The organism is Brevibacterium permense (assembly GCF_025506275.1).
In the GTDB taxonomy this organism is placed as follows: domain Bacteria; phylum Actinomycetota; class Actinomycetes; order Actinomycetales; family Brevibacteriaceae; genus Brevibacterium; species Brevibacterium permense_A.
On record NZ_QYCP01000078.1, the window covers coordinates 66699 to 86284 of the forward strand.

Annotated in this window: 19 protein-coding genes and 1 tRNA gene; 6 read left to right on the plus strand and 14 right to left on the minus strand. The window is 65.5% G+C overall.

The features are described 5' to 3' along the window. Positions 1-45: 45 nt before the first annotated feature. The 3 genes from D3I60_RS05285 to D3I60_RS05295 form a co-directional block, all read right to left on the minus strand. Positions 46-1185 carry a hypothetical protein gene (locus tag D3I60_RS05285; protein WP_262775096.1) on the minus strand — a complete coding sequence of 380 codons (1140 nt, stop codon included), beginning with the start codon at positions 1183-1185 and terminating at the stop codon, positions 46-48. A 121-nt stretch (positions 1186-1306) separates the two neighbouring features. Next, entirely contained in the window at positions 1307-1945 is a 639-nt protein-coding gene (locus D3I60_RS05290) for a response regulator transcription factor (protein ID WP_262775098.1), read from the minus strand. Then, positions 1942-3462 carry a sensor histidine kinase gene (locus D3I60_RS05295; protein ID WP_262775100.1) on the minus strand — a complete coding sequence of 507 codons (1521 nt, stop codon included), beginning with the start codon at positions 3460-3462 and terminating at the stop codon, positions 1942-1944. The genes D3I60_RS05290 and D3I60_RS05295 overlap by 4 nt, the downstream gene beginning before the upstream one ends. Positions 3463-3596: 134 nt before the next feature. Here D3I60_RS05295 and D3I60_RS05300 point away from each other — a divergent pair, with 134 nt between their 5' ends. Continuing rightward, positions 3597-4043: a DUF4383 domain-containing protein gene (locus tag D3I60_RS05300; protein WP_440588560.1), complete on the plus strand. Its 447-nt coding sequence runs from the start codon at positions 3597-3599 to the stop codon at positions 4041-4043. A 104-nt stretch (positions 4044-4147) separates the two neighbouring features. Here D3I60_RS05300 and D3I60_RS05305 read toward each other — a convergent pair whose 3' ends face one another. The 3 genes from D3I60_RS05305 to D3I60_RS05315 form a co-directional block, all read right to left on the minus strand. Then, complete coding sequence (locus tag D3I60_RS05305) at positions 4148-5161, minus strand: inorganic phosphate transporter (RefSeq protein ID WP_262775101.1); 1014 nt, start codon at positions 5159-5161, stop codon at positions 4148-4150. Positions 5162-5164: 3 nt separating this feature from the next. Next, on the minus strand, positions 5165-5785 hold the full coding sequence (locus tag D3I60_RS05310; RefSeq protein WP_101543807.1) for a DUF47 domain-containing protein: 621 nt from the start codon (positions 5783-5785) through the stop codon (positions 5165-5167). Positions 5786-6125: 340 nt separating this feature from the next. Then, positions 6126-6713: a hypothetical protein gene (locus D3I60_RS05315; RefSeq protein WP_262775102.1), complete on the minus strand. Its 588-nt coding sequence runs from the start codon at positions 6711-6713 to the stop codon at positions 6126-6128. A 175-nt stretch (positions 6714-6888) separates the two neighbouring features. Here D3I60_RS05315 and D3I60_RS05320 point away from each other — a divergent pair, with 175 nt between their 5' ends. The 3 genes from D3I60_RS05320 (at position 6889) to D3I60_RS05330 (ending at position 8736) form a co-directional block, all read left to right on the plus strand. Beyond that, positions 6889-7827 (plus strand): hypothetical protein, encoded by a 939-nt coding sequence (locus D3I60_RS05320; protein WP_262775103.1) that lies wholly within the window; start codon positions 6889-6891, stop codon positions 7825-7827. A gap of 142 nt (positions 7828-7969) precedes the next feature. After that, positions 7970-8042: transfer RNA gene (locus D3I60_RS05325), tRNA-Lys, on the plus strand. Between the two features lie 214 nt (positions 8043-8256). Beyond that, complete coding sequence (locus D3I60_RS05330) at positions 8257-8736, plus strand: RDD family protein (protein WP_262775104.1); 480 nt, start codon at positions 8257-8259, stop codon at positions 8734-8736. A gap of 27 nt (positions 8737-8763) precedes the next feature. On the opposite strand, the gene D3I60_RS05335 is transcribed toward D3I60_RS05330, so the two are convergent. Next, positions 8764-9468 carry an O-methyltransferase gene (locus D3I60_RS05335; RefSeq protein ID WP_262775105.1) on the minus strand — a complete coding sequence of 235 codons (705 nt, stop codon included), beginning with the start codon at positions 9466-9468 and terminating at the stop codon, positions 8764-8766. 39 nt (positions 9469-9507) lie between these two features. Beyond that, complete coding sequence (locus tag D3I60_RS05340) at positions 9508-9759, minus strand: PspC domain-containing protein (RefSeq protein ID WP_262775107.1); 252 nt, start codon at positions 9757-9759, stop codon at positions 9508-9510. A 448-nt stretch (positions 9760-10207) separates the two neighbouring features. Here D3I60_RS05340 and D3I60_RS05345 point away from each other — a divergent pair, with 448 nt between their 5' ends. Then, positions 10208-11437 carry a PH domain-containing protein gene (locus tag D3I60_RS05345; protein ID WP_262775108.1) on the plus strand — a complete coding sequence of 410 codons (1230 nt, stop codon included), beginning with the start codon at positions 10208-10210 and terminating at the stop codon, positions 11435-11437. A gap of 3 nt (positions 11438-11440) precedes the next feature. Here D3I60_RS05345 and D3I60_RS05350 read toward each other — a convergent pair whose 3' ends face one another. The 3 genes from D3I60_RS05350 to D3I60_RS05360 form a co-directional block, all read right to left on the minus strand. Then, the gene (locus D3I60_RS05350) at positions 11441-12013 is read right to left on the minus strand and encodes a GNAT family N-acetyltransferase (protein ID WP_262775109.1); all 573 of its coding nucleotides are present in this window, start codon (positions 12011-12013) and stop codon (positions 11441-11443) included. After that, on the minus strand, positions 12010-13287 hold the full coding sequence (locus tag D3I60_RS05355; protein ID WP_262775110.1) for an FAD-dependent oxidoreductase: 1278 nt from the start codon (positions 13285-13287) through the stop codon (positions 12010-12012). The genes D3I60_RS05350 and D3I60_RS05355 overlap by 4 nt, the downstream gene beginning before the upstream one ends. Before the next feature lie 156 nt (positions 13288-13443). Next, on the minus strand, positions 13444-15216 hold the full coding sequence (locus D3I60_RS05360; protein WP_262775111.1) for a hypothetical protein: 1773 nt from the start codon (positions 15214-15216) through the stop codon (positions 13444-13446). A 150-nt stretch (positions 15217-15366) separates the two neighbouring features. On the opposite strand from D3I60_RS05360, the gene D3I60_RS05365 reads away from it, so the two are divergent. After that, positions 15367-15873, plus strand: a complete 507-nt coding sequence (locus D3I60_RS05365; RefSeq protein WP_262775112.1) for a GNAT family N-acetyltransferase — start codon at positions 15367-15369, stop codon at positions 15871-15873. Positions 15874-15880: 7 nt separating this feature from the next. Here D3I60_RS05365 and D3I60_RS05370 read toward each other — a convergent pair whose 3' ends face one another. Genes D3I60_RS05370 through D3I60_RS05380 form a run of 3 tightly spaced genes read right to left on the minus strand, consistent with a single transcriptional unit; the run spans position 15881 to position 19463 of the window. After that, a complete protein-coding gene (locus D3I60_RS05370; protein ID WP_262775114.1) occupies positions 15881-16912 on the minus strand; it encodes an N-acetylglucosamine kinase in 1032 nt (343 codons plus the stop codon). Beyond that, positions 16909-17958, minus strand: a complete 1050-nt coding sequence (gene murQ / locus D3I60_RS05375; protein ID WP_262775115.1) for an N-acetylmuramic acid 6-phosphate etherase — start codon at positions 17956-17958, stop codon at positions 16909-16911. Before murQ ends, D3I60_RS05370 begins: the two co-directional genes overlap by 4 nt. Further along, complete coding sequence (locus D3I60_RS05380; RefSeq protein ID WP_262775116.1) at positions 17955-19463, minus strand: sodium:solute symporter; 1509 nt, start codon at positions 19461-19463, stop codon at positions 17955-17957. Before D3I60_RS05380 ends, murQ begins: the two co-directional genes overlap by 4 nt. Positions 19464-19586: the final 123 nt, after the last annotated feature.

A 19586-nucleotide genomic window follows, 5' to 3' on the forward strand; every position in this document is an offset into this window, starting at 1 on the left:
TTTCAGAATCAGCACCGCGATTCCGCAATCCGGCGTGCCTCTGCGTCAGCTGCGCGACTCAGTGACTGATTCCGCGTCGATTGCCAACCGGCGTGCTCGATAGGCATAGGTCGCCCAGCCGAGCGCCACGGCCCAGAGCGGGAAGAGCAACGTCGGCCCGATCGTCACCCACCAGCTGTCGGCGAAGATTTCGGGGGTCTCTGAGAAGATTGTGCGCACCAGGCCGACTCCGCCGGTGAAGATCGCCAACGACACGATCGTCGCGGGAATCGTCGCCAGGGTGATCGGCACTCGCTTTCCGCCCAGAGGCCCAAGCCATGTTGGCAGCCGCTCTCCCCATCTCTGGATGAGACCGAGGGTGAGCAGGATCCCACCGATGGCGGCCAAGGCGAGCGCGAGTCCCGAATGCCAGAGTCCGACGCGCTGCCCTTCCTCGAAGAGTCCGGAACTCAGGCCGAAGGGAATTCCCACGGCCCAGAGGACCCGCGTCAGGGCATAGAAGCCCGGCACGATGACAGCCACGGCGACGGCGATCTTCGCGCTTGCGGTGACCGACGTCGATCTCCTCACGAGTCCGGCACCGTCACCGTCTGCACGCCTGTGACCGGCGGCGGAATCCTCAACCTGAACGGTCTCGGTCAGATGACGATGACTGTCCTCGTGTATCCGACGACTGGTCTTCTCCGCACCGGCCCACACGATGATCCACAGCAGCGGACCAAGCAGCATGACCCCCTGCCAGATCACCGGAGTCGGGACTGGTGGGAACTGCAGGCTGAGCGCATAGCCGAGGTAGGCCAGCAGCAAGGTGTCGGTGAGCATGACCGTGACCACAGCGGCGAAGGCCAGAACGACAACCCCGAGAACGCGTGCCCCGCTTCTGTCGAAAAAGCGCTGCCGTAGGCGGGGCGCGGTGAGCAGGGCCGCCGAGCCGACAAAGCTGAGCAGGGCGACGGCACCGATGATGAGCCCCGCGAACGGTCCCGGAAGTGCGGCGATCATCGACGTGAACGTCCACTCTTCGGATCCGGCCAGGGGTGAGGCGACGATCCCCAACCCCCAGAGGGCCGACATGACGAGAAGGAAGAGCGACCACGCCAAGGCGGCCGTCAGTCCCGCCTGTACGGCGACGGACTTGTTCTGTGATGGATGATGGGCAGTTTCAGTGAGCTGTTTCCGTGTCATGAATCCAGGCTCGTCCCCGAAGGCCCGCCGGGGGCTCCCCCACAAGGGTGAAGCCGGCTCCCGAGAGAGTGAATGCACACACCGGGCGGGTGAACGGCCTTGCTGCCTGCTCACTTTGGGATCAGGTCTCGACGAACCCCGATTCGAAAGCCTTGATCACGGCTTGCGTTCGGTCCCTTGCCCCGAGCTTCGACAGCAGCGAACTGACGTAGGTCTTCACCGTCTCCGCCCCGAGGAACATCTCCCCGGCGATCTCGGCGTTGCTCATTCCTCTGGACATGAGAGTGAGGACTTCCTGTTCCCGGCTGCTCAGCTCAGCCGAGCTCACCAGATCGACGGCTCGGTGCGACCGTGCGGCCATGTCCCGGATCTTCTGCGGGTAGAGCAGAGTCTCCCCTCCGGCCACGGTATGCACCGCCCGGACGAGTTCGGACGGCTGAGCCCGTTTGAGGACGAAGCCGTCCGCGCCCACGCGCAGAGCTTCGAAGACGTAGTCATCGCTGTCGAAGGTCGTGAGGATGAGCACCCGAGGCGGCTCCTGCCTGCTCATGAGCAGGCGCGTGGCCTCCAATCCGTCGAGGTGGGGCATGTGCACATCCATCACCACGACGTCAGGATCCGACCGAGTCACCAGATCGAGTGCTTCCGCCCCGTCATCGCCCTCCCCGACGACCTCGAGTCCCGGGTCGGAGTCGATGATCGCGGCCAGACCCGCACGCACGAGCGGTTCATCGTCGATGAGGATCACCGAAATGGTCATGGCGTCTTTCCCTCCGAGTACGGCAGCCTCACCTGCAGAATCCATTGTCCGTTCTCGATTCCCCAGTCGGCGCTTCCGCCGAACAGAGCGGCCCTTTCACCGATGCCGACGAGTCCGCGTGACTGCCTCGCCGAGGCGGCCATCCCCTTCGCATCGCTTGCCACCTTCGCAGCGCCCGCCGCCTTCTCGTCAGTCGCGGCCTTCCCATCGGTCCGTCCCTTCTTCGATGAGCCGAGCACCAGGCCGGTAGCCGCGCCGGCATTGCGCGTGACCACCTGTACGCAGTCGGCGCCGATGTCGATGGCCACTTCGAGGCCGGGTCTCGTCGCGTGCCGCAGCGAGTTCGTCACCGCCTCGCGCACGATCCGGTGGAGTTCGTGGACCACGGTCGGCGGCAGTCCGGTGGCATCCCCGCTGACCGTCAGTCGGGTGGGGTGCCCGATCGCACGGGCCTCCTCGGCCAATCGGGTGATGTCGAGCATTGTCCGCCGAGGCGGCCGTGCACTTTCGCTGTCGCCGTCCCCCGCATTCCTTCCGCACTCCACGGCGTCGCCCTCGGCACCATCGATGGCATCAGCGCTGTCCAGGGCGTCGGCGTCCCCTAGGGTGCTTTCATCGCTGCCCGCGCCGTCGGCCTCCGCACGCAGCAGCGCGAGCACGTGGTCCAACTCGGCCACCGCCTCACGGCTGGTGCGAGCGATCTCGTCGACGGCCGCCTCGGCGAGTTTCTGATCCTGATGCAGGGCACGTTTGGCCACGGCCGCCTGCATCGTCGTCACGGTCAGGGCGTGACCGATCGAGTCGTGGACTTCGCGGGCGAGGACGGTGCGGCGGAACCGACGTACTCGCTCGGCCCCGGCGAGCTCAGCCCGGTCAGCGGCCGAGGGGCCGAGCAGGATCTGTGCGTAGTGAGGCAGGAAGTAGCCTTCGGCGATGATCGTGGCCGTGAGGAGAAGCAGAATCACGGGCGCGAGGATCTGCACGAGCCCGGCGGACAGGACGACGACGGTCTCGGCACCGGTGCCGGCCGACGGATCGGCATTTCCGGCCGGCGATCCAGCAGTCGACCCGGCTGGGGAGCCCGCAATGCCGAGGAGTCCGTTCGACAGTTCCGAGGCCTGCTGTGGGTCCGCAACCATCAGCAGCACGGAAGGAAGGACCACGACGACCGTGATCAGGAGCAGGGCACCGGCGAAGGCGTGGCCGAAGTAGAACAGGGCACCGCGGAGGCGATCGGACCAGGTCGGCCGCCTCGGCGGGGTGGGGATGGACAGTTCGAGGAGCTGCTCTGCCAGGGTCCGTTCGAGTGCGCGGATGACGGCAAGGAACGCGGGAATGCACAAGAGCACGAGGACGACGGCGCTGCAGGCGAGCATGCCGAACGCCAGAGACCGATCGCTGACCTCGTTCCACGCGGAGACGGCCCAGATGATGACCGCCATATAGGGCACGGCGATGACCCCGCCGATCAGAAGGACCAGCAGTCTGCGCCACAGCTTCGCTGCCCAAGCTCCCATTGCCACCAGACTACAGCGGCGGGCCGACATGAGACGGCGGCCGGAAAGTTTCGCCCGTCAGCCATCCGAATCGGCATCTGCTCCGAATCACCGATACCAGCCAACTTTGGGAAAGGATCGTCGTGAATATCTCGATGTCGTCACAGTCGCCCGCCGCTCCACGCGGTGCGCGTTCGCAGGTGCAGATGGTCTCCGGGCTCTTCGGTACAGTGTTCCTGCTCGTGGGGATCCTCGGCTTCGTCCCGGGCATCACCGCGAATCTCGGCTCGATCAGCTTCGTCGGACATCACACCGACGCGGCGCTGCTCGGCCTCTTCCAGGTCACGGTGCTCCACAACATCGTCCACCTGCTCTTCGGAGTCGTCGGGATGATCGGACTCCGCTCACGTGCATTGGCGAAGAACTACCTCGTCGTCGGCGGAATCATCTATGCGGTGCTGTGGATCTACGGAATGGTGATTCCGATGGAGTCGATGGGCAACTTCGTCGGGCTCAACACCGCCGACAACTGGCTGCACTTCGTCCTCGCCGCGGCCATGATCACCACCGGCTTCGTCTTCGGGCGGAAGCCTCGGGGCTGATTCGTCAGCACCGTGGTCAGCGATTTCGGCAGAGCCGAGCCCGGGCGCCTCGCGCTCCCGGGTTCGGCTCCGGCGGGAGCGAACAGCAGGAACCGGGTGGCCCGTCAGAGCCCGACGGAGGCCTTGACGATCCACCCGAGCACCACGGCCAACAGCGCGGCAACCGGGATCGTCAGAAGCCAGACGGCGAACATCGGCACGAAGTACCGGGCTCTGGCGTGGCCCTTGCGCCCGGCGTATTGGGTGCCGAGTATCGATGATCCGAGGACGAAGGTCAGCGAGACCGGAACCCGCATGATCAGAGCTGCGGTGTACATGAGGATCGTGGCCGCGCCATCGGCGATGGAGGATTTGAGGGGGTCGAGGCGGACCATGCGCACGGACAGTGTCTGGACCACTCGCCACCCGCTCAATCCGGTGCCCAGAGCCAGAGCCGCGGCGATGAGCAGGCGCACCGGCCAGGAGATGTCGACCACGGAGAGGACATCGTGCTGCTGCGTGTCGACGGCGAGAATGGCGACCATGACGAGGGCCGCGATCTTCTGCGCGTCCTGGACCCCGTGGACGAGCGACAGGGCCGCAGTGAGAACGGAGTCGACCATGCGCGCACCCCGGAACAGCGGCTTGGGCGGAGTGGACGCGAGCGACTTCGACAGGATGAGCGTGAGCACCCACGCGAGAATGAACCCGAGGATCGGTGAGAGCACCAGCGGCCACACCACGGAGTCCATCGCTTCGCCGGTATTCACAGAGAACCCGAACACGACTCCCGCGCCGAGCAGACCGCCGATCAGACAATGGGTCGACGACACAGGCAGCGCGAGATAGTAGGTGAACAGGCTCCACGTCGTCGCTGCGACGAAGGCGATCAGCAAGGTGGTCAGGATGAGGTCGCTCGAACCGGAGAACAGCACGATCTGGTTGGCCACGACGATGGCGATTCCCTCACCGAGGAGCGCACCGATGAAGTTGAAGACGACGGCCAGGCTGAGCGCCCAGCCCGGTCGCATCGCTCGTCCGACGACCGCGTTGCCGACGGTCAGGGCGGCGTCGTGGAATCCGTTCGAGCCGGCGAAGATCACCGCGACGATGACGACTGCCGCCAAGAGCAGCTCCACGGACTACGACTCCTTGATCGCGATGGCTGCGACGACCTTGCCGAGTTCGGTGAACCCGTGGGCGGCCCGGACGAAGGCCTGCCCGAGTTGGGACACGGCCGCCATATATGTCAGTCCCCGTTTGGAGTTCGGCACCGCGTCCGACATCCGCCACTGCAGGCTCTCGACCTGGTAGGTCAGCCGGTTGATCGCGTCGACGTAGTCCCACTGGTCGAGCTTGCCCGGCAGGCGGGTGATCATCCGCGAGGTGTGGTCAGTCTGATTCGACAGCACGGCCAGGGTCTCGGGGACGCCGGAGGGCAGCGGGTCGAAGGCTCCGGAGGCGAGTACGTAACCGACTCCGTGCAGCCGGTGGCAGATATCGCGCATATGGTGGCTGAGCAGGTAGAGGTCGTTGCGGTCGAACGGGGTGATGTAGTTCTCGCGCAGTGCACGGAGCATCGCGCCCATGTCCTCATCGGCCCTGTCTCCGATCTCGCGGAGGCGGTCGGCGACGTCGCGTCGTTCGCTGATTTCGATTCCGGAGAGTTCGGCGAGCACCAGATTGCACTGCCGCATCTGTGAGACGAGATCGGACAACCGCTCATAGAACACTTTGTCCTGCGGTACCCGCTTGAGCCGCATGCGCTCCTCCTGCCCGGGGCCCGGACAAGCCGGACGAATATGCATGATGCCTCAATGATATGTGCCGGACGCTGAACCGAGAGCGCCTCTCGGCGGAAGGCCGCTCGAAGCGGCTGAATTTGGAGCCCGGGGCTTCAGCGATCCAGCGTCCGGTGGCCCGAAGGCCACCCCCTACGATACTCGTTCATGCTTATGAATCCACCGCCGAGGCGGCTCTTCGTCCGTTGAGAATCTCACAGTCGATGTCGTGGTCGGGCGGGAATATCCGGTCCATACGGGGACCGCGCTCATTCGGTCGGGTGGGGCCGCCTCGGCGAGGGGATTGCCGGCGGGCTGAGGATCAGTCGAGGCCGCCTCGGCGATGGGCGACCGCGGCGTCGGACAGGTCTTGGGAGAGCTGGCGCAGGCGGACGGCGGTGTCGTGGTCGTCGGCGCCTGCCGCGCAGATGCCGACGAAGGCGGAGGCGCGCAGCAGCGCGATGACGACGTCACCGCGGAAGGCGCCGACGAGGATCTCGTCGATAGCGTGGGCCACTTCGTCGGGTCCGGCGGGCAGTTCGACGCCGGCGAGGATCTCGTCGTAGCCGATGCCCTCGGTGATGCGGCGTTGGCCGTCGGAGAACATCTCGGCGAGTTCGCGAGGTGCGGACTTGATCCATTGGCGCAGGGCGTAGAGGCGCCACAGTGCGCCGGGTGCGGAGACGGCGGGAGCGGCTGACCACATCTCGGCGATGATCTCGAAGCCGATGTCATCGGCGAGTTCGACGAAGCGCCTGGTGGCAGCCTCGTCGCGGTTTCCCTCTGCATCGCCGAGCAGCAGTGCCGCGGTGGCGTGCGAGGTCTCCGACCGGGCGACGGGATCGTCGACGGCACCGATGGAGTCGAGGTCGGCCAGAGGAACGGGACGGTGGAATGCGCGCTGTGACATGGTCAGGGCAGTTTAGTCCCTGTCAGGGTGCGCGGACTAGGACGTGGAGCACATTCGGGCTTTCGCCGCACGGTCAGGTTCTGCTCCCAGGACTCACAACGGACGCTATTAAACTTGGGTCTGATTCGTGACTGCGACCGGCAGTCGCGAGTGACCGAAACGAGGAGGAACTCTCGTGGCAAAATCATCAGTGGCGAAGAAGGGTCTCGACAAGGCTGCGAAGTTGGCAGTCAATGACGATGGGACCCTCAATCCCCGCGCCCAGTCGATGTTGTCGCGTCTGCTGTCCGTGCAGCGGCCCGTCGCCCTGGCTTATGTGCGCAGTCTGCGCCGCCGACATCCGGACGCGACCCCCGAAGAGCTCATCACGATCATTCGCCGGCACTATCTGACCCTGACGACCTCGGGCGGAGCCGCGGTCGGTGCGACCGCGGCCGTTCCGGGGTTGGGCACGACGGCCGCACTGGGTGTCGCCAGCGTCGAGACCGCTGGCTTCCTGGAAGGCACTGCACTGTTTGCGCAGTCCATTGCCGAAATCCACGGACTGCCGGTGGCCGACGCCAAGCGGGCGAACGCGCTGGTCCTCGGCCTCATGCTGGGCAAGGACGGGAAGAACCTCATCCAGAAGTTCGGCAAGCAGAACGGCGGCGTGGAGTCGATGTTCGGCAGCTGGGGCGCCACCGTGACCAAGCAGCTGCCGGCCCCGCTGGTCGATCTGCTCGTGCGCAAGCTGCGCAAGACCTTCATCCGCAAGTTCGCTGCCCGTGCCGGCGGTTCGCTGGTCGGCCGCCTGCTGCCCTTCGGTGTCGGCGCGGTCATCGGCGCCGTGGTGAATGCGCAGATGGCGCGGAAGGTCGCTGGGGAATCGAAGGAGGCCTTCGGCGCTGCGCCGACGGTCTTCCCGATCGAGACAGACCCCGACTACGTTGCGCCGAAGAAAGATCACAAGCTGCTGTCGAACCTCAAGCACGTGTCGGCTCTGCTCGGGAAGGTCAAAAAGAACAAGGCCATCGAGTCCGACGTCATCGAACCCACGGACACCGAGGAGCTCGAGGCCCCGGACAGTCTGCCTCGTACGTACACCGCTGAGGATCGGCGCGGACTGGAGAAGTGAGCCGCGGAGCTTCGTCGGGAGGAAGTTAAGGGACTCCTCTCGACGGCGGTTCCTGGTTTGAGTAATTCGATCTCGAACCTCTACTATTGGTTCGTCTCCATCATGCGTCAGCAGGCCTGTGTACTGCGCTCGTGATGGGGCGGGGCCTCTAGCTCAGTTGGTAGAGCAGCGGACTTTTAATCCGCGGGTCGTGGGTTCGATCCCCACGGGGCCCACCCGTCCTGAACAGGAATGATGCACCCCCGAAGCTACGAGCTTCGGGGGTGCGTCATTTCCAGCAGACGATTCAGTTCTCGGTCCGACCACGGGTAGTCGAGTGAGGCTGTACCGGGACTGGCACAGGATGTTTCCCGACGAACACCCCCTGCAGGCAGGCGACCTCATAGAGTCGGAGTCGTCTACCGGGCAGCAGCAAGAAGGATATACACATTGAGTCGGAACTACCGTGCCCAGGCTGGGCTTGCCGTCCACGGCCCCGGACCCTGGCGCAACCGCGGTCCGTTGACTCCGGCTCCGTCGGGCAGGCGCTGGTGGGCGAGGGTCATCGACGCGATCTTCGTCCTCTTCTGCACCGGGATGCTCATCGGCATTGCATTGGCCCTCACCGGGATCAACATCGTCTCGCTCGATGCAGCTACCGGAGTCGCTCTCGCCAGCTATCCGCTGATGGCATTGGTGTTCGGAGCCCTCTACGGCTGCACCGTCTCCCCCGGCCAGGTGCTGTGCGGGGTCGTCACGCTCAAACACAGCGGCAGACGCGTCGGATTCTGGAGGGGCACGACGCGCTATCTGGCGGTCGCGTTCTTCCCGATCACGGCCGTTCTCCTCATCTGGACGTTCTTCGACGCGCCGACGATGGACCTCGATTCGATCGACGTCTATGACCGCAGGGCTCCACCGGTCTGGTAGGCACCTGGCCGCCGCTTCCGAATCGGGTCACCGCCGTCGCGCGATGATGAGTCCGTCCCATCCCTTCTCGCCGACCGTCTGAAGTGCCGTGGCCTCCAGATCGGGGCTCGCAGCGATTGCGTCGGCGACGCTTCGCACTCCGTGGACCCGCGGATCGGCGCTGCTGTCGTCGACTATTGCCCCATTGCGGACAACGTTGTCGACGACAATCACCGCGCCCGGCCGGGTGAGCTCGAGAGCCGCCTGGAGATAGGCAGGGTTGTTCGGCTTGTCAGCGTCGATGAACACGAAGTCGAACGGTTCGACACCTTCGCTGATGAGTCGAGCCGAAGTCTCGGCCGCCGGCCCGACGATCGTCTCGATGCGGTCTGCGACGCCGGCGGCCAGGAAGTTCTCCTCGGCGACTTCCGCGTTCTGTGGTTCGAGTTCGAGCGTGACGATGCGCCCGCCCTCTCCCACGGCTCGTGCGAGCCAGATGGTCGAATAGCCTGCCAGCGTGCCGAATTCGAGGACGCGTTTCGCCCCGGCGATCGTGACCAGGAGCCCGAGGAACGCCCCTTGATTGGCCGCAACTTCCGCATTCGGCATTGTCGTGTCTGTGCCGGACCTGCGCGCTGCGATCAAGGCGGCATCTTCCTCGACGAGGATTTCAGCGAAGTACCTGTCGACCGCCTGCCACTCATCGGCTGCCGGATAGCGGTTAGCCGATGCGGAGGATTCGCTTTCGCTCATGCCCTCATTCTTGCGCATCAAGCGATCACTAGCCTGGGATCACTCGAGCGAGCGACCGCCGAAGACCTGCTGCAGCGGGATCGAATCGTCCTGCCACGGGGTGAGGATCCAAGCGACGAGGTAGGCACCGATTCCGAGCACGGGGAGCAGGAACGAGGCGAGGACGATGAGTCGCATGACCCAGACGTTGATGCCGGTCACTTCGGCGAGGCCCCCGGCGATACCACCGAGGATGCGGTCGGGGCCGCGACGGAAACCAATTCTGCGGATGGAGTCGAATAGTGAGTTCATGTCTTCGACTCTACGGATCGGACTTCATCGCGGCACTGGTGGTGACCGTCGAGGCCGATTGAGGAAAACCGGAATCCGAGTCGCTGGAAGCGGACCCTGTAAGCTACCCACCAGTCACAATCTCAGTCAGTGAGACAGCGGTCACAATTCCCTGGCGCGTCCACCGGACTCGAAAGTACATGGGCCGTTACGCTGGTTGAGTTGTGCAATCAAATGTCCGCTTCCGCTGCCTCAGCGACGCGGCACAGAGGAGTCCATTGTGAAGTGGGTTAAGAAGGCCATTCTCACACTCGTTGTTGTTTTCGTGGCGTTCTATCTGTTCAGCCGGCCGGAGGATTCCGCGGAGGCGGTCAGAACCGCATTTGCCGCAGTCGGCACGGGCGTCGGCTCCTTGGTTACGTTCTTCACCTCACTCTCCGCATAGCGGATCTGTGCGCAGGCGACAGTGTTGAGCTCGCTGACCGACCCACAGGTCGAGAACCACCTCATCAGCGAAGAAGGTGAGGTCATCGTCGACGAAGTGCGACGTCATCCGCTTGCTTTCGTCACTCCCACACTCATCATCCTCCTGGGACTCGCGCTCGCCGCCCTGTCTTTCACTGTTCCGCTCAAGTTCGCCACGGTCCCCCTGGGCATCGGCTGCCTCGTCATGCTCTTCGGGGTCTACCGCGCGCTCTTCGTGCACATGGACCGATTCGTCATCACGAACATGCGGGTGTTTCGGATACACGGGATCTTCACGCAGCACAAGGCGACGATGCCGATGGCGCGAATCCTCGACATCTCCGTCCATAAACCGCTCTTGGGCCGGATTTTCCGCTACGGGCACTTCGTCTTCGAATCTGCCGCCCAGGACCAGGGGCTGCGCGATATCAGATACGTCGGTCGACCCGATGAGCGGGACCTCACCATCCAGACGGTCATCCAGCGTTCCGGACTGCGGGCGACCATCAAGTCCTTCAATTCCAACGCCGATGACGATGATGACGACGACAGCACAGTCGACGACCTCCTGACCGATGACGACCTCGCGGCTCTCGACTCCCAAGCCAAGAGCCGCGAGAGCGACGAGGAGAGCGAGCCCGTCTTCGGCAACGGCACCGAATCAACGGTCAACACCGAAGAGTGGAACACGATAGAGATCGACGCCAGCTACCGACATAGCGACTCCGAGGAGTTCAGAGTCGGCAGTGCGCTGCCAATTCTCGAGGACTCCGTCTCAGCAGCGGCAGGCGAATGGGAGCTGCGCTGGCCCGAACGCAACCGGATGCAGGCTGCCACGGAACTCATGCACGCCCACCGACGCCTCATCACCGATCTCGATGAGAAGCTGCGCCCCCTGGGGCTGTCCTACGCGCGGTACGAGATCCTCCTCCTTCTGTTCCTCGAGTCCAGTGGGGCCATCCCCCTCGTCGAACTCACCGACCGACTTCAGGTCGAAGCAAGCTCGTCGTTCCACTCAGTGAGGTGGCTCGAGGACAACGGCCTCATCAAGCGGAGTCTGGAACCCTGGGATGACGGAGAGGTTGTCGCCGAACTCACTCCGAAGGGGCGGACCTTGACCGACCGTGCCAGCCACCTCGTCGCCGACATCCGTTTCGGGCTCGGCACGATGTCCGCGTCCGAATGCCGTCAGCTGACGGCTCTGCTGTCTAGGCAGCGTCGGGCCAGGGACTGAGGCTCAGACCGCTCCGGACTCCGGTGCGCAGAGTCCGGTGCGTGTTCGGCGCTGATGCGCTTCCCGAGGATCCGCGCCGATCCAGTAGCGCCGTTTGGCCGGTTCGTCTCCGTTCGCACGCACGTCCTCGAGGACTCCGCCGCACCGTTCGATCACACTTGCCGAAGCAGTGTTCGTCTCATCGCACGTGACGAGCACGTTCTCGACTCCGGCCGATCGCAGACGTTCGACCGAACGTGACAGGATCTGCCGGGCGTATCCTCGGCGACGGAATTCCGGGGCGACCGCATATCCGACGTGCCCGCCGAGATCGAGCAGGAAGTCGTTGAGTTCGTATCGGATGGAGGTGCGACCGACAGGTCGACCGTCCACCGCGGCGACGAGGAATTCCGCGCGTACTCGCCCCGGTGGGAGATCGATACCGCGAGCCTCGCGCTCGTGGGTGGCGATGATGTCGTCCCAGGTGCCCTCGGCTTGGAGGAATGCGAAGTCGTCGGCGCGCAGCTGCTCATGGAAGTCCCTCATCACCGCTTCATCGGCGGGAGCCAAGGGTCGCAGTTGGAGGATCTGGCTCATCGTGCTCCTCCGAATGCCGGTTCCTCGCGTCTCGCGAACTCCGGGGCGTGTTCTGCGGTGATTCCCATGCCGAGGATACGCGCCGGCACCACGGTGAGCGCGGGGAAGGTCCTCAGCAGCCATTCCAACGGCGCCGGCGGGCGGACGTCGCCGCCGTGGTGGACGACGGGTTCGATCATCCGGTGGATGCCGCCCTGGAGCAGTTCGACTGCCTTCGTCGTCAACAGGCGTCTGCGCTGGACCCGTCGCAGCTGCCGTATCGGCACTTCGCCGGCGCGCAGCGAGTCGGCGAGCAGTCGAGCCGTGGCCATGCCGTCCTGGACGGCGAGGTTGACGCCGACTCCGCCGAGCGGACTCATCGCGTGCACCGCGTCGCCGATGCACAGCAGACCGTCGACGAACCACCTCGGTGCCTCGTTTCGACGCACGTCGAGCAGCTTCACCTCGTCCATCTCGATTCCTGCAGCATCCTCGGCGAGGGCGGGGAAGGTTCCGGCTACCGCGCTGCGGAGCGCCTCGACGCCCTCCGCTCGGAAGCGTGCGTCTTCTCCCTTCGGAATGAGCCGGGCGATCTGCACGTGCCCGTCCCGCGGAATGGCGACGAAGACGCTGCCGTCGTGTGAGCGGGGTGCCACGGAATCAGGGAACTCCGCCTCGGTGTCGATCCGGAACCACCACACGTCGATCCCGGAATGAAGTTCGCGGACCGGCAGTCGCGCCTCCTCCCGCGCCTTCGACCAGCGACCGTCGGCGGCCACGACGAGTGGCGCCCGGAACTCGATCTCGCCGTCGACCCCGACCGCGCGGACGCCGATGACACGGTCGCCCTCCCAGATCAGGGACAGCATCTCTGTGCCCATCCGCAGGTCGAATCCCGGTTCGTCCTCTCCCGCCTCGGCGAGCAGGTTGAGGAAGTCCCACTGCGGTGCGATGGTCATGAAAGGGTGCGCGGTGTTCAGCCGCGACAGGTCGCCGAGGACGAAATCCTCGCCCTTCCGATCCTGGAGGCTGATATTGCTCACTCGACGGTGGGTGATGCGGGCGAACCGATGGTAGAGGCCCAACTCGTCGAGGAGGCGCAGAGTGGACGGGTGGATGGTATCGCCGCGGAAGTCGCGGAAGAAGTCCTCGTGCTTCTCGAGAACGACGACTCTCACCCCGCCACGGGCGAGCAGCAGGCCGGCCACGATTCCGGCAGGGCCGCCTCCGCTGATGATGCAGCCGAAATGCTCGATGTCGTGTCGGGCGGCGTGTGTGCTGTCGGTGTCGGCCATGACACTCTCCTCGGCTGGGCGGCACTGCGGCTCCGGGAACCGGCGGCACAGTTGACTCTGTGAACGCTGGCGCTCAGTTCCCAGCGTAGACCTCGAACCGGGCGACGGAAATGGGGAACGTGATCCGGCCAGTCGGCTGACTGCCTCAGCGACGGGTCAGTTGGAGCGTCCGCCGGCCATCTTCTCCGTGACGTCGAAGCGTTCGCGGTAGCGGCCGGTGAGCAGGCACCACTGCGAGTACAGCGCGGTCGAGGAATTGAACACGAGCAGGGTGAGCGGATAGAGCAGCCACTGCAGCCACATCGTCACGCGGCGTTCGCGCGGAACGTGGATCGGCCGAGGCGGCAGCAGCGCATTGAACACGACGATCGAGACGATGAGACCGATCATGCCGATCTGCTGAACGATGCCCACGGTCATCGGCATGCGCTCCACCAACGAGGAGGCCTGCCCCGTCTGCGTGGCCACGACGAAGGGGATCCAGCCGCCGATGGCGATGATGATCGAGATCGAAGCGAGGCTGACATGCCCCTCGAGCAGGGAGAAGAACCGGAGCACGCCTGGCCAGAACGGCGCGCGGGCAGCGGGAGCGAACACGCGCACCCCGACATAGGGAACGTCGGAGGCACCGTAGGACCAGCGACTGAGCTGTTTGAACTGGGCGATCATGGTGGCCCTGAACGTCCCCGCCTGCACAGCGTCCTGGAAGATCGGGACGTGGATGGGCACGACTCGGTAGTCCCCGTCGAAGTGGAACCAGCTGCGCCAGTACTGGTGACCGTCCTCGACGATGGTCCGCTTCGACCAGAAGCCCATCTCGACCAAAGCCGTCAGCGGCTGCGCATGGGAGGCGAAGTTGCGCAGCGCCAACCGCCGGACGGTGGTCGTGAGGTTCCAGAAGCAGTTCGCGCTGGCGACCACTCGCGACGGAGCGGGCACGTCCCAGATGTTAGTGATGTAGAGGCTGATCGGCTGGAACGACAGACGCTCCCGGTCCGGCGCGGTCGCATATTCGTAGGCGACACAGTCGAAGTAGGACTCGTGCGGAATGTTGTCGCAGTCGAGGCTCGTGACGATCACCCGACGCGGGTCGATGGCCTCGTCACGCACCCATTCGGCCAGGCGGTGACCGGCGTACGTGATGTTCGCTCCCTTGCCGGCGATCTCGTCGGGCAATCCGGCTGGATGTTCGACGAGGACGAAGGCCCCGAAGCGGTGGCCGTACTCGGCTTCGAGGCGGCGAGCCGTCTCGGCCATCGCAGGTCCGCCGCGTTCCTCATAAGCGAAGAAGACGAGGAGCTGTTCGGGCTTCGTCGAGGTGTGCAGCAGGGTGCGGATGGTGTCAGCAATGACCGGATAGGGCTCGTTGAACGCGGCCACGACGACCGCGTGGAGCAGGGTCGATGGACGCATGATCGAGGTCGGATCGGCGCTGACTTTCGCGACGAGGGCAGCATGGTCGGCAGCACAGAACCCGCCCCGAGGATGAGACAAGGAAGGGCGACCGTCCAGGGCCCGCTCGAGATCGGTCAGGCGTGCCGCCCAGTCGACGCGAGCGCTGCGTCGGTAGCGAAGGAACCCGCGGGCGACGTCGATCGCGCCGAACATGGCGCGGACGAACATCAGCCCGACGATCGAAAGCACATAGACCGCTCCGAGCATTGCGTCGACGAAGGGGAGGACGAACACGAGCCCGACCGCGGTGAAGCTGATCGCCGCCGGCAGGGCTTCGAAGAAGCGATACAGCCGGGTACGCGGGCCCATCGGCAGCTCGAGGTCGGTGGGCGGTGGTGCTGCGACCGGCTCGAATGCGACGGCTCCCCCGCCGGTGGTCCGAGGACCGGGTGGTGACGGCCGGAGCGGTTGAGGAAGTGGGTGGCCCGATGTCGGCGATTCGACGGAGGTGACTGGTTGGCGGTTCGCTCTCACTCTCTCGATCCTGGGTGCCCCGGCTGTACAGCGGTTTGTCGGCAGGTGCAGGTCAGGTGAATATTTCGTGCCGGCGACCGGGGCTCCAGCATGTGCTGTGAATGGTCGTCGGCCAGGAGAACGATCGGCACTCAGGGGTAGAGTCGATTCATGACACTTGCAGTCCGCCCCGCAGCCATTGCCGACGTCGCCGGAATGGCGCGCGTCCACGTCGACACTTGGAGTGAGACCTACCGCGGGATCATGCCCGACGAACTCCTCGATGCTCCCGACCTCATCGATCGACGCCGACAGATGTGGACGCAGATCCTCGCCGAGGCGGCTCCATCGAAGTTCACCTGCGCCGTCGCCGAATCCGACGGTGAGATCGTCGGCATCGCCATGTCCGGACCGCCGGAAACCGACGGAAGCGTCGAAGACCGGCACCTCTACGTTCTCTACGCCTATCGATCCATGCACGGCACCGGCGCCGGCCAGGACCTCTTCGACGCCGTCATCGATCCGTCCGTGACGACTGCGCTGTGGGTGGCGGATCCGAATCCCCGTGCCCAGGCGTTCTACTCAAAGAACGGGTTCGTCGCCGACGGCACGGTCAAGACCGACGAGTACGACGGGGTGCGCGAGGTGCGGATGGTGCGGCAGGCCAGGGGCGACTGACGCCCGATCAGGCCCAGAGGACCTTATCCTGTGCGCCCAGTGTCCCACCGGCACCGAGGTGACCGAGCGTGAGTGCCCCCTCGAGCGGACCGCCGGCGGGCTCGACGATGGTGATGGTCGGATCCAGTCGTGCGGCTTCGGTGCGGAATCCCTCGACGAGGCGGCTCCCCGCGGCCGCAACTCCGCCGGTGACTGCGATGCGCGCGGGCTTACCCGTGGCTCGCGCTCGAGCGGCGACGGCGCTGCGGGCCGCTTCCTGTCCAGCTTCGCGGAGCAGGTCGGCAGATGCTGTGTCGCCGGTTCGAGCAGTCTCGGCGATGTCGACGGCGAATTCGGCGAGGAGTCCGGCCCGGTCGCTGCGGGTATAGAACTGACCCGGCCACGAGTCGGGTGGGCCGAATCGTCTGGTTGCCGTCTCGAGCAAAGCACGGCCGTGTTCGTCGATTCCGTCGTGAGTGCGCAAAGCGCGTTCGAGACCATGACGTCCCAGCCATGCTCCTCCCCCGCGATCGCCGAAGAGGTGTCCCCAGCCATCGGCTCGTGACCATTCGGCTGACCAGTGGCCGGCATCGTCCGGACCCGGATGGGCGATGGCGATCGCTCCAGTGCCGAGCACGGTGATCGCTCCTCCGGTACCGCCCAGCGCACCGAGGTGGGCGGTGACAGCATCGATGGCCGCGACGGCCGGCCCTCCGAACTCGGCTGAGATCTCGGCGAGCGCCTCGGCTGGATCGGCGGCGAGGGAAGCGATTCCAGTGGCACCGACGCCGATGCCGCTGACCTCAGAGAAACGGTCCGACCAGGTATCGGCGGCCGACTCCACGAGTTCTCGGAGGACATGCAGGACGTTGCTGCCGTTCGGCCCGATCTCGATGCGTGGGCCGGAGATCTTGTCAAGGACACGTGGGGCGGAGTCCGCACCGGCGGCGGCGCACGTTCCGCTGGCGGCATTGCCCCGCTGGTCAGATACGTCGCCAACGTCACCGAGCGCGGCACGGCTGCCGGTGCCGCCGATATCGATGCCGAGGATCAGGCTCATGCGCCCACGGTACCCGGCCCAGGGGTGTCCTGGCCGGAATCTTCCGGTCCGGAGCCGGCTCCAACATCGGACGATGCGCCCACCCGGACAAGCTCGGCGATCGCGGCCCTGACCGATCCGTCATGGGACTCAAGGGTCGACGCAGCCAGGGCGGGGGCCGCCTCGGTGAAGGAGACGACGATGGCGATCTTGAGATCGCCATTGCAGCGCTCGAGCAGGGCTCGCGCGTCGGCGTCTCCCAGGTCGGCGGCCTCGCGGAGGATGCGCACAGTGCGTTCGCGCAGCTTCGCGTTCGTCGCGACGACGGAGACCATGAGGTTGTCCCAGGTCCGGCCGAGAGCGACCATGAGTGCGGTCGAGAAACCGTTGAGGGTGAGCTTCTGGGCGGTGCCGGCCTTGAGCCTGGTCGATCCGGTGATCACCTCGGGGCCGGTGTCGAGCACGATGTGGTCATCGGCCTTGTCGGCCAGCGAGGCGTGCGGGTTGTTCGAGATGAGCACAGCGTGAGCGCCGTTGGCTCGCGCCGCGTCGAGCGCCCCGCCGACGTACGGGGTCGACCCGCTCGCGGCGATGCCGATGGCCACGTCGTCAGGTCCGAGCTCGGCACCGGCCGCGGACCCGTCGGTCCCAGAGTCCTCGGCGTTCTCCACCGCATTGACCAGTGCCGCCTGACCGCCGGCGATATGACCGATGACCCGCCCTGGTTCGAGATTGAATGTCGGCAGGAGCTCGCTCGCATCGAGGACGCCCAACCTCCCCGAGGTACCTGCGCCGAAGTAGTGGACTCGGCCGCCTCGGCGCATGCGGTCAGCGGCAATGTCGACGAGTTCGGCCAGCTGCGGCAGGGCCGCGGCGACCGCATCGATGACGGCGTGGTCTTCGGCGTTGAGGACCCGCAAGACTCCAAGCGTGTCGAGGCCGTCGAGTCCGGAGCTCGCCGGATTGCGCTGCTCGGTCGGGGACAGCGGCCGTCCAGCCGACGTCGGAAGGGTCGGTTCCGACGTCGGTGAGGTCGGGTGGGCTGAGCCCGGCTGGGAGGAGGTCATGGACGGGGGCTTCCTTCCACCTCGGCGATGGTGGGCTCTTCGACTTTGGTCTTGTGGCGCAGACCGAGCAGGCCGCCGACGATGAAGGTGACGATGACGCCGAGCAGCGGGTACCACTGCCACGCCACCCACACTTCGCCGGTGACGTACTTCTCCATGACGAAGAAGAACGCGTTGACGGCCACAGCCAGGGCGAAGGCGATGTTCGCGTCGACGGCACGGGCCCGCTTGTTGACGATGCCGAAGACGAATGCACCGAGCAGACCGCCGTACGTGATGCCGGCGATGCCGAGCGCCAGGATGACGATGTTGCCGGAGTCGGATTCGAAGACCGTTGCGGGCAGGATGAACGCGATGCCCCAGCCGATCGTCGCCCAGCGGCCGACCCTGAAACCCTGTTCGTCGGTCATCGGGGTGCGCTTGAGCTTCGCGTAGACGTCGTTGACGGTCGACGACGACAGGGCCGACAGCGACGAGGACAGCGTCGACATCGCGGCGGCGAGGATGCCGGCCAGCAGCAGTCCGGAGATTCCCGTGGGCAGTCCTTCGATGATGAACAGCGGGAAGATCTCGTCGTCGCGGGTTAGGCCGAGGTCGGCAGGCAGCGCGTGATCGTAGTAGGCCCACAGGGCCAGGCCGACGGCGAGGAAGATCGCGAACTGGACGACCACGACGAATCCGGAGGTGATGAGGGCCTTCTGCGCCTCGAGTTTCGACCGGCACGACAGCAGGCGCTGGACGATGAGCTGATCGGAACCGTGGGAGGCCATCGCGAACACGGCACCGCCGAGAACCGACGGGATGAACGAGGTGTCCGCGGAGATCGGATTGCCCTCGAAGACGAAGATGTTCGTCTTTCCGGCCTCGACCGCCTCGGCGAGCCATCCGCCGCCGATCGATGCGGAGATGATGATGATCGCGAGGATCCCGCCGAGGACGTAGAGGATCATCTGTGCGACATCGACCCAGATGACGGCCTTGATGCCGCCGATGAACGTGTACACGATCGTGACGAGCGAGAGGACGACGATGATGACGAAGTAGTTCGTGTGGATGCCGAGCCCGTCGAGGATGACCTTGAGCGGGATGGCCGCGGCGAGCACGCGGATGCCGTCGGCGAGCAGTCGGGTGAAGAGGAAGGTCACGCCGGCCGTGGTCTGCGTCGACTGGCCGAAGCGCTTGCCCAGGTAGGCGTACGCGGTGATCATCTCACCGTCGTAGTAGCGCGGCAGCATGAAGTAGGCGACGATGACGCGGCCGAGGATGTAGCCGAGTCCGAGCTGCAGGTAGTTGAGGTCGCCGAGGTAGCTCATGACGGGGATGCCGATGACGGTGAGCGCGCTCGTCTCGGTGGCGACGACGGACAGGCAGACGGCCCACCACGGCAGGTCGCGCCCGCCGAGGAAGTAGCCCTTGAGGCTGCTCTGCTTGCCGCTCAGTGCCAGTCCCAGCCACGCCGTTGCGACGAGATAGGCGATGATCACCAGGAGGTCGATGATCTGCATTGGTCTCTCCTTGTTGGGGGTGTGGAGTGTGTCGGGTGGTCGGTGGTCAGGAGGTGCGTTCGTTTGTGTGGCCGGGCGGGCGCGGCGGGTGGCGGCTGCGGTTCAGTCGGCCAGTCTCAGTCG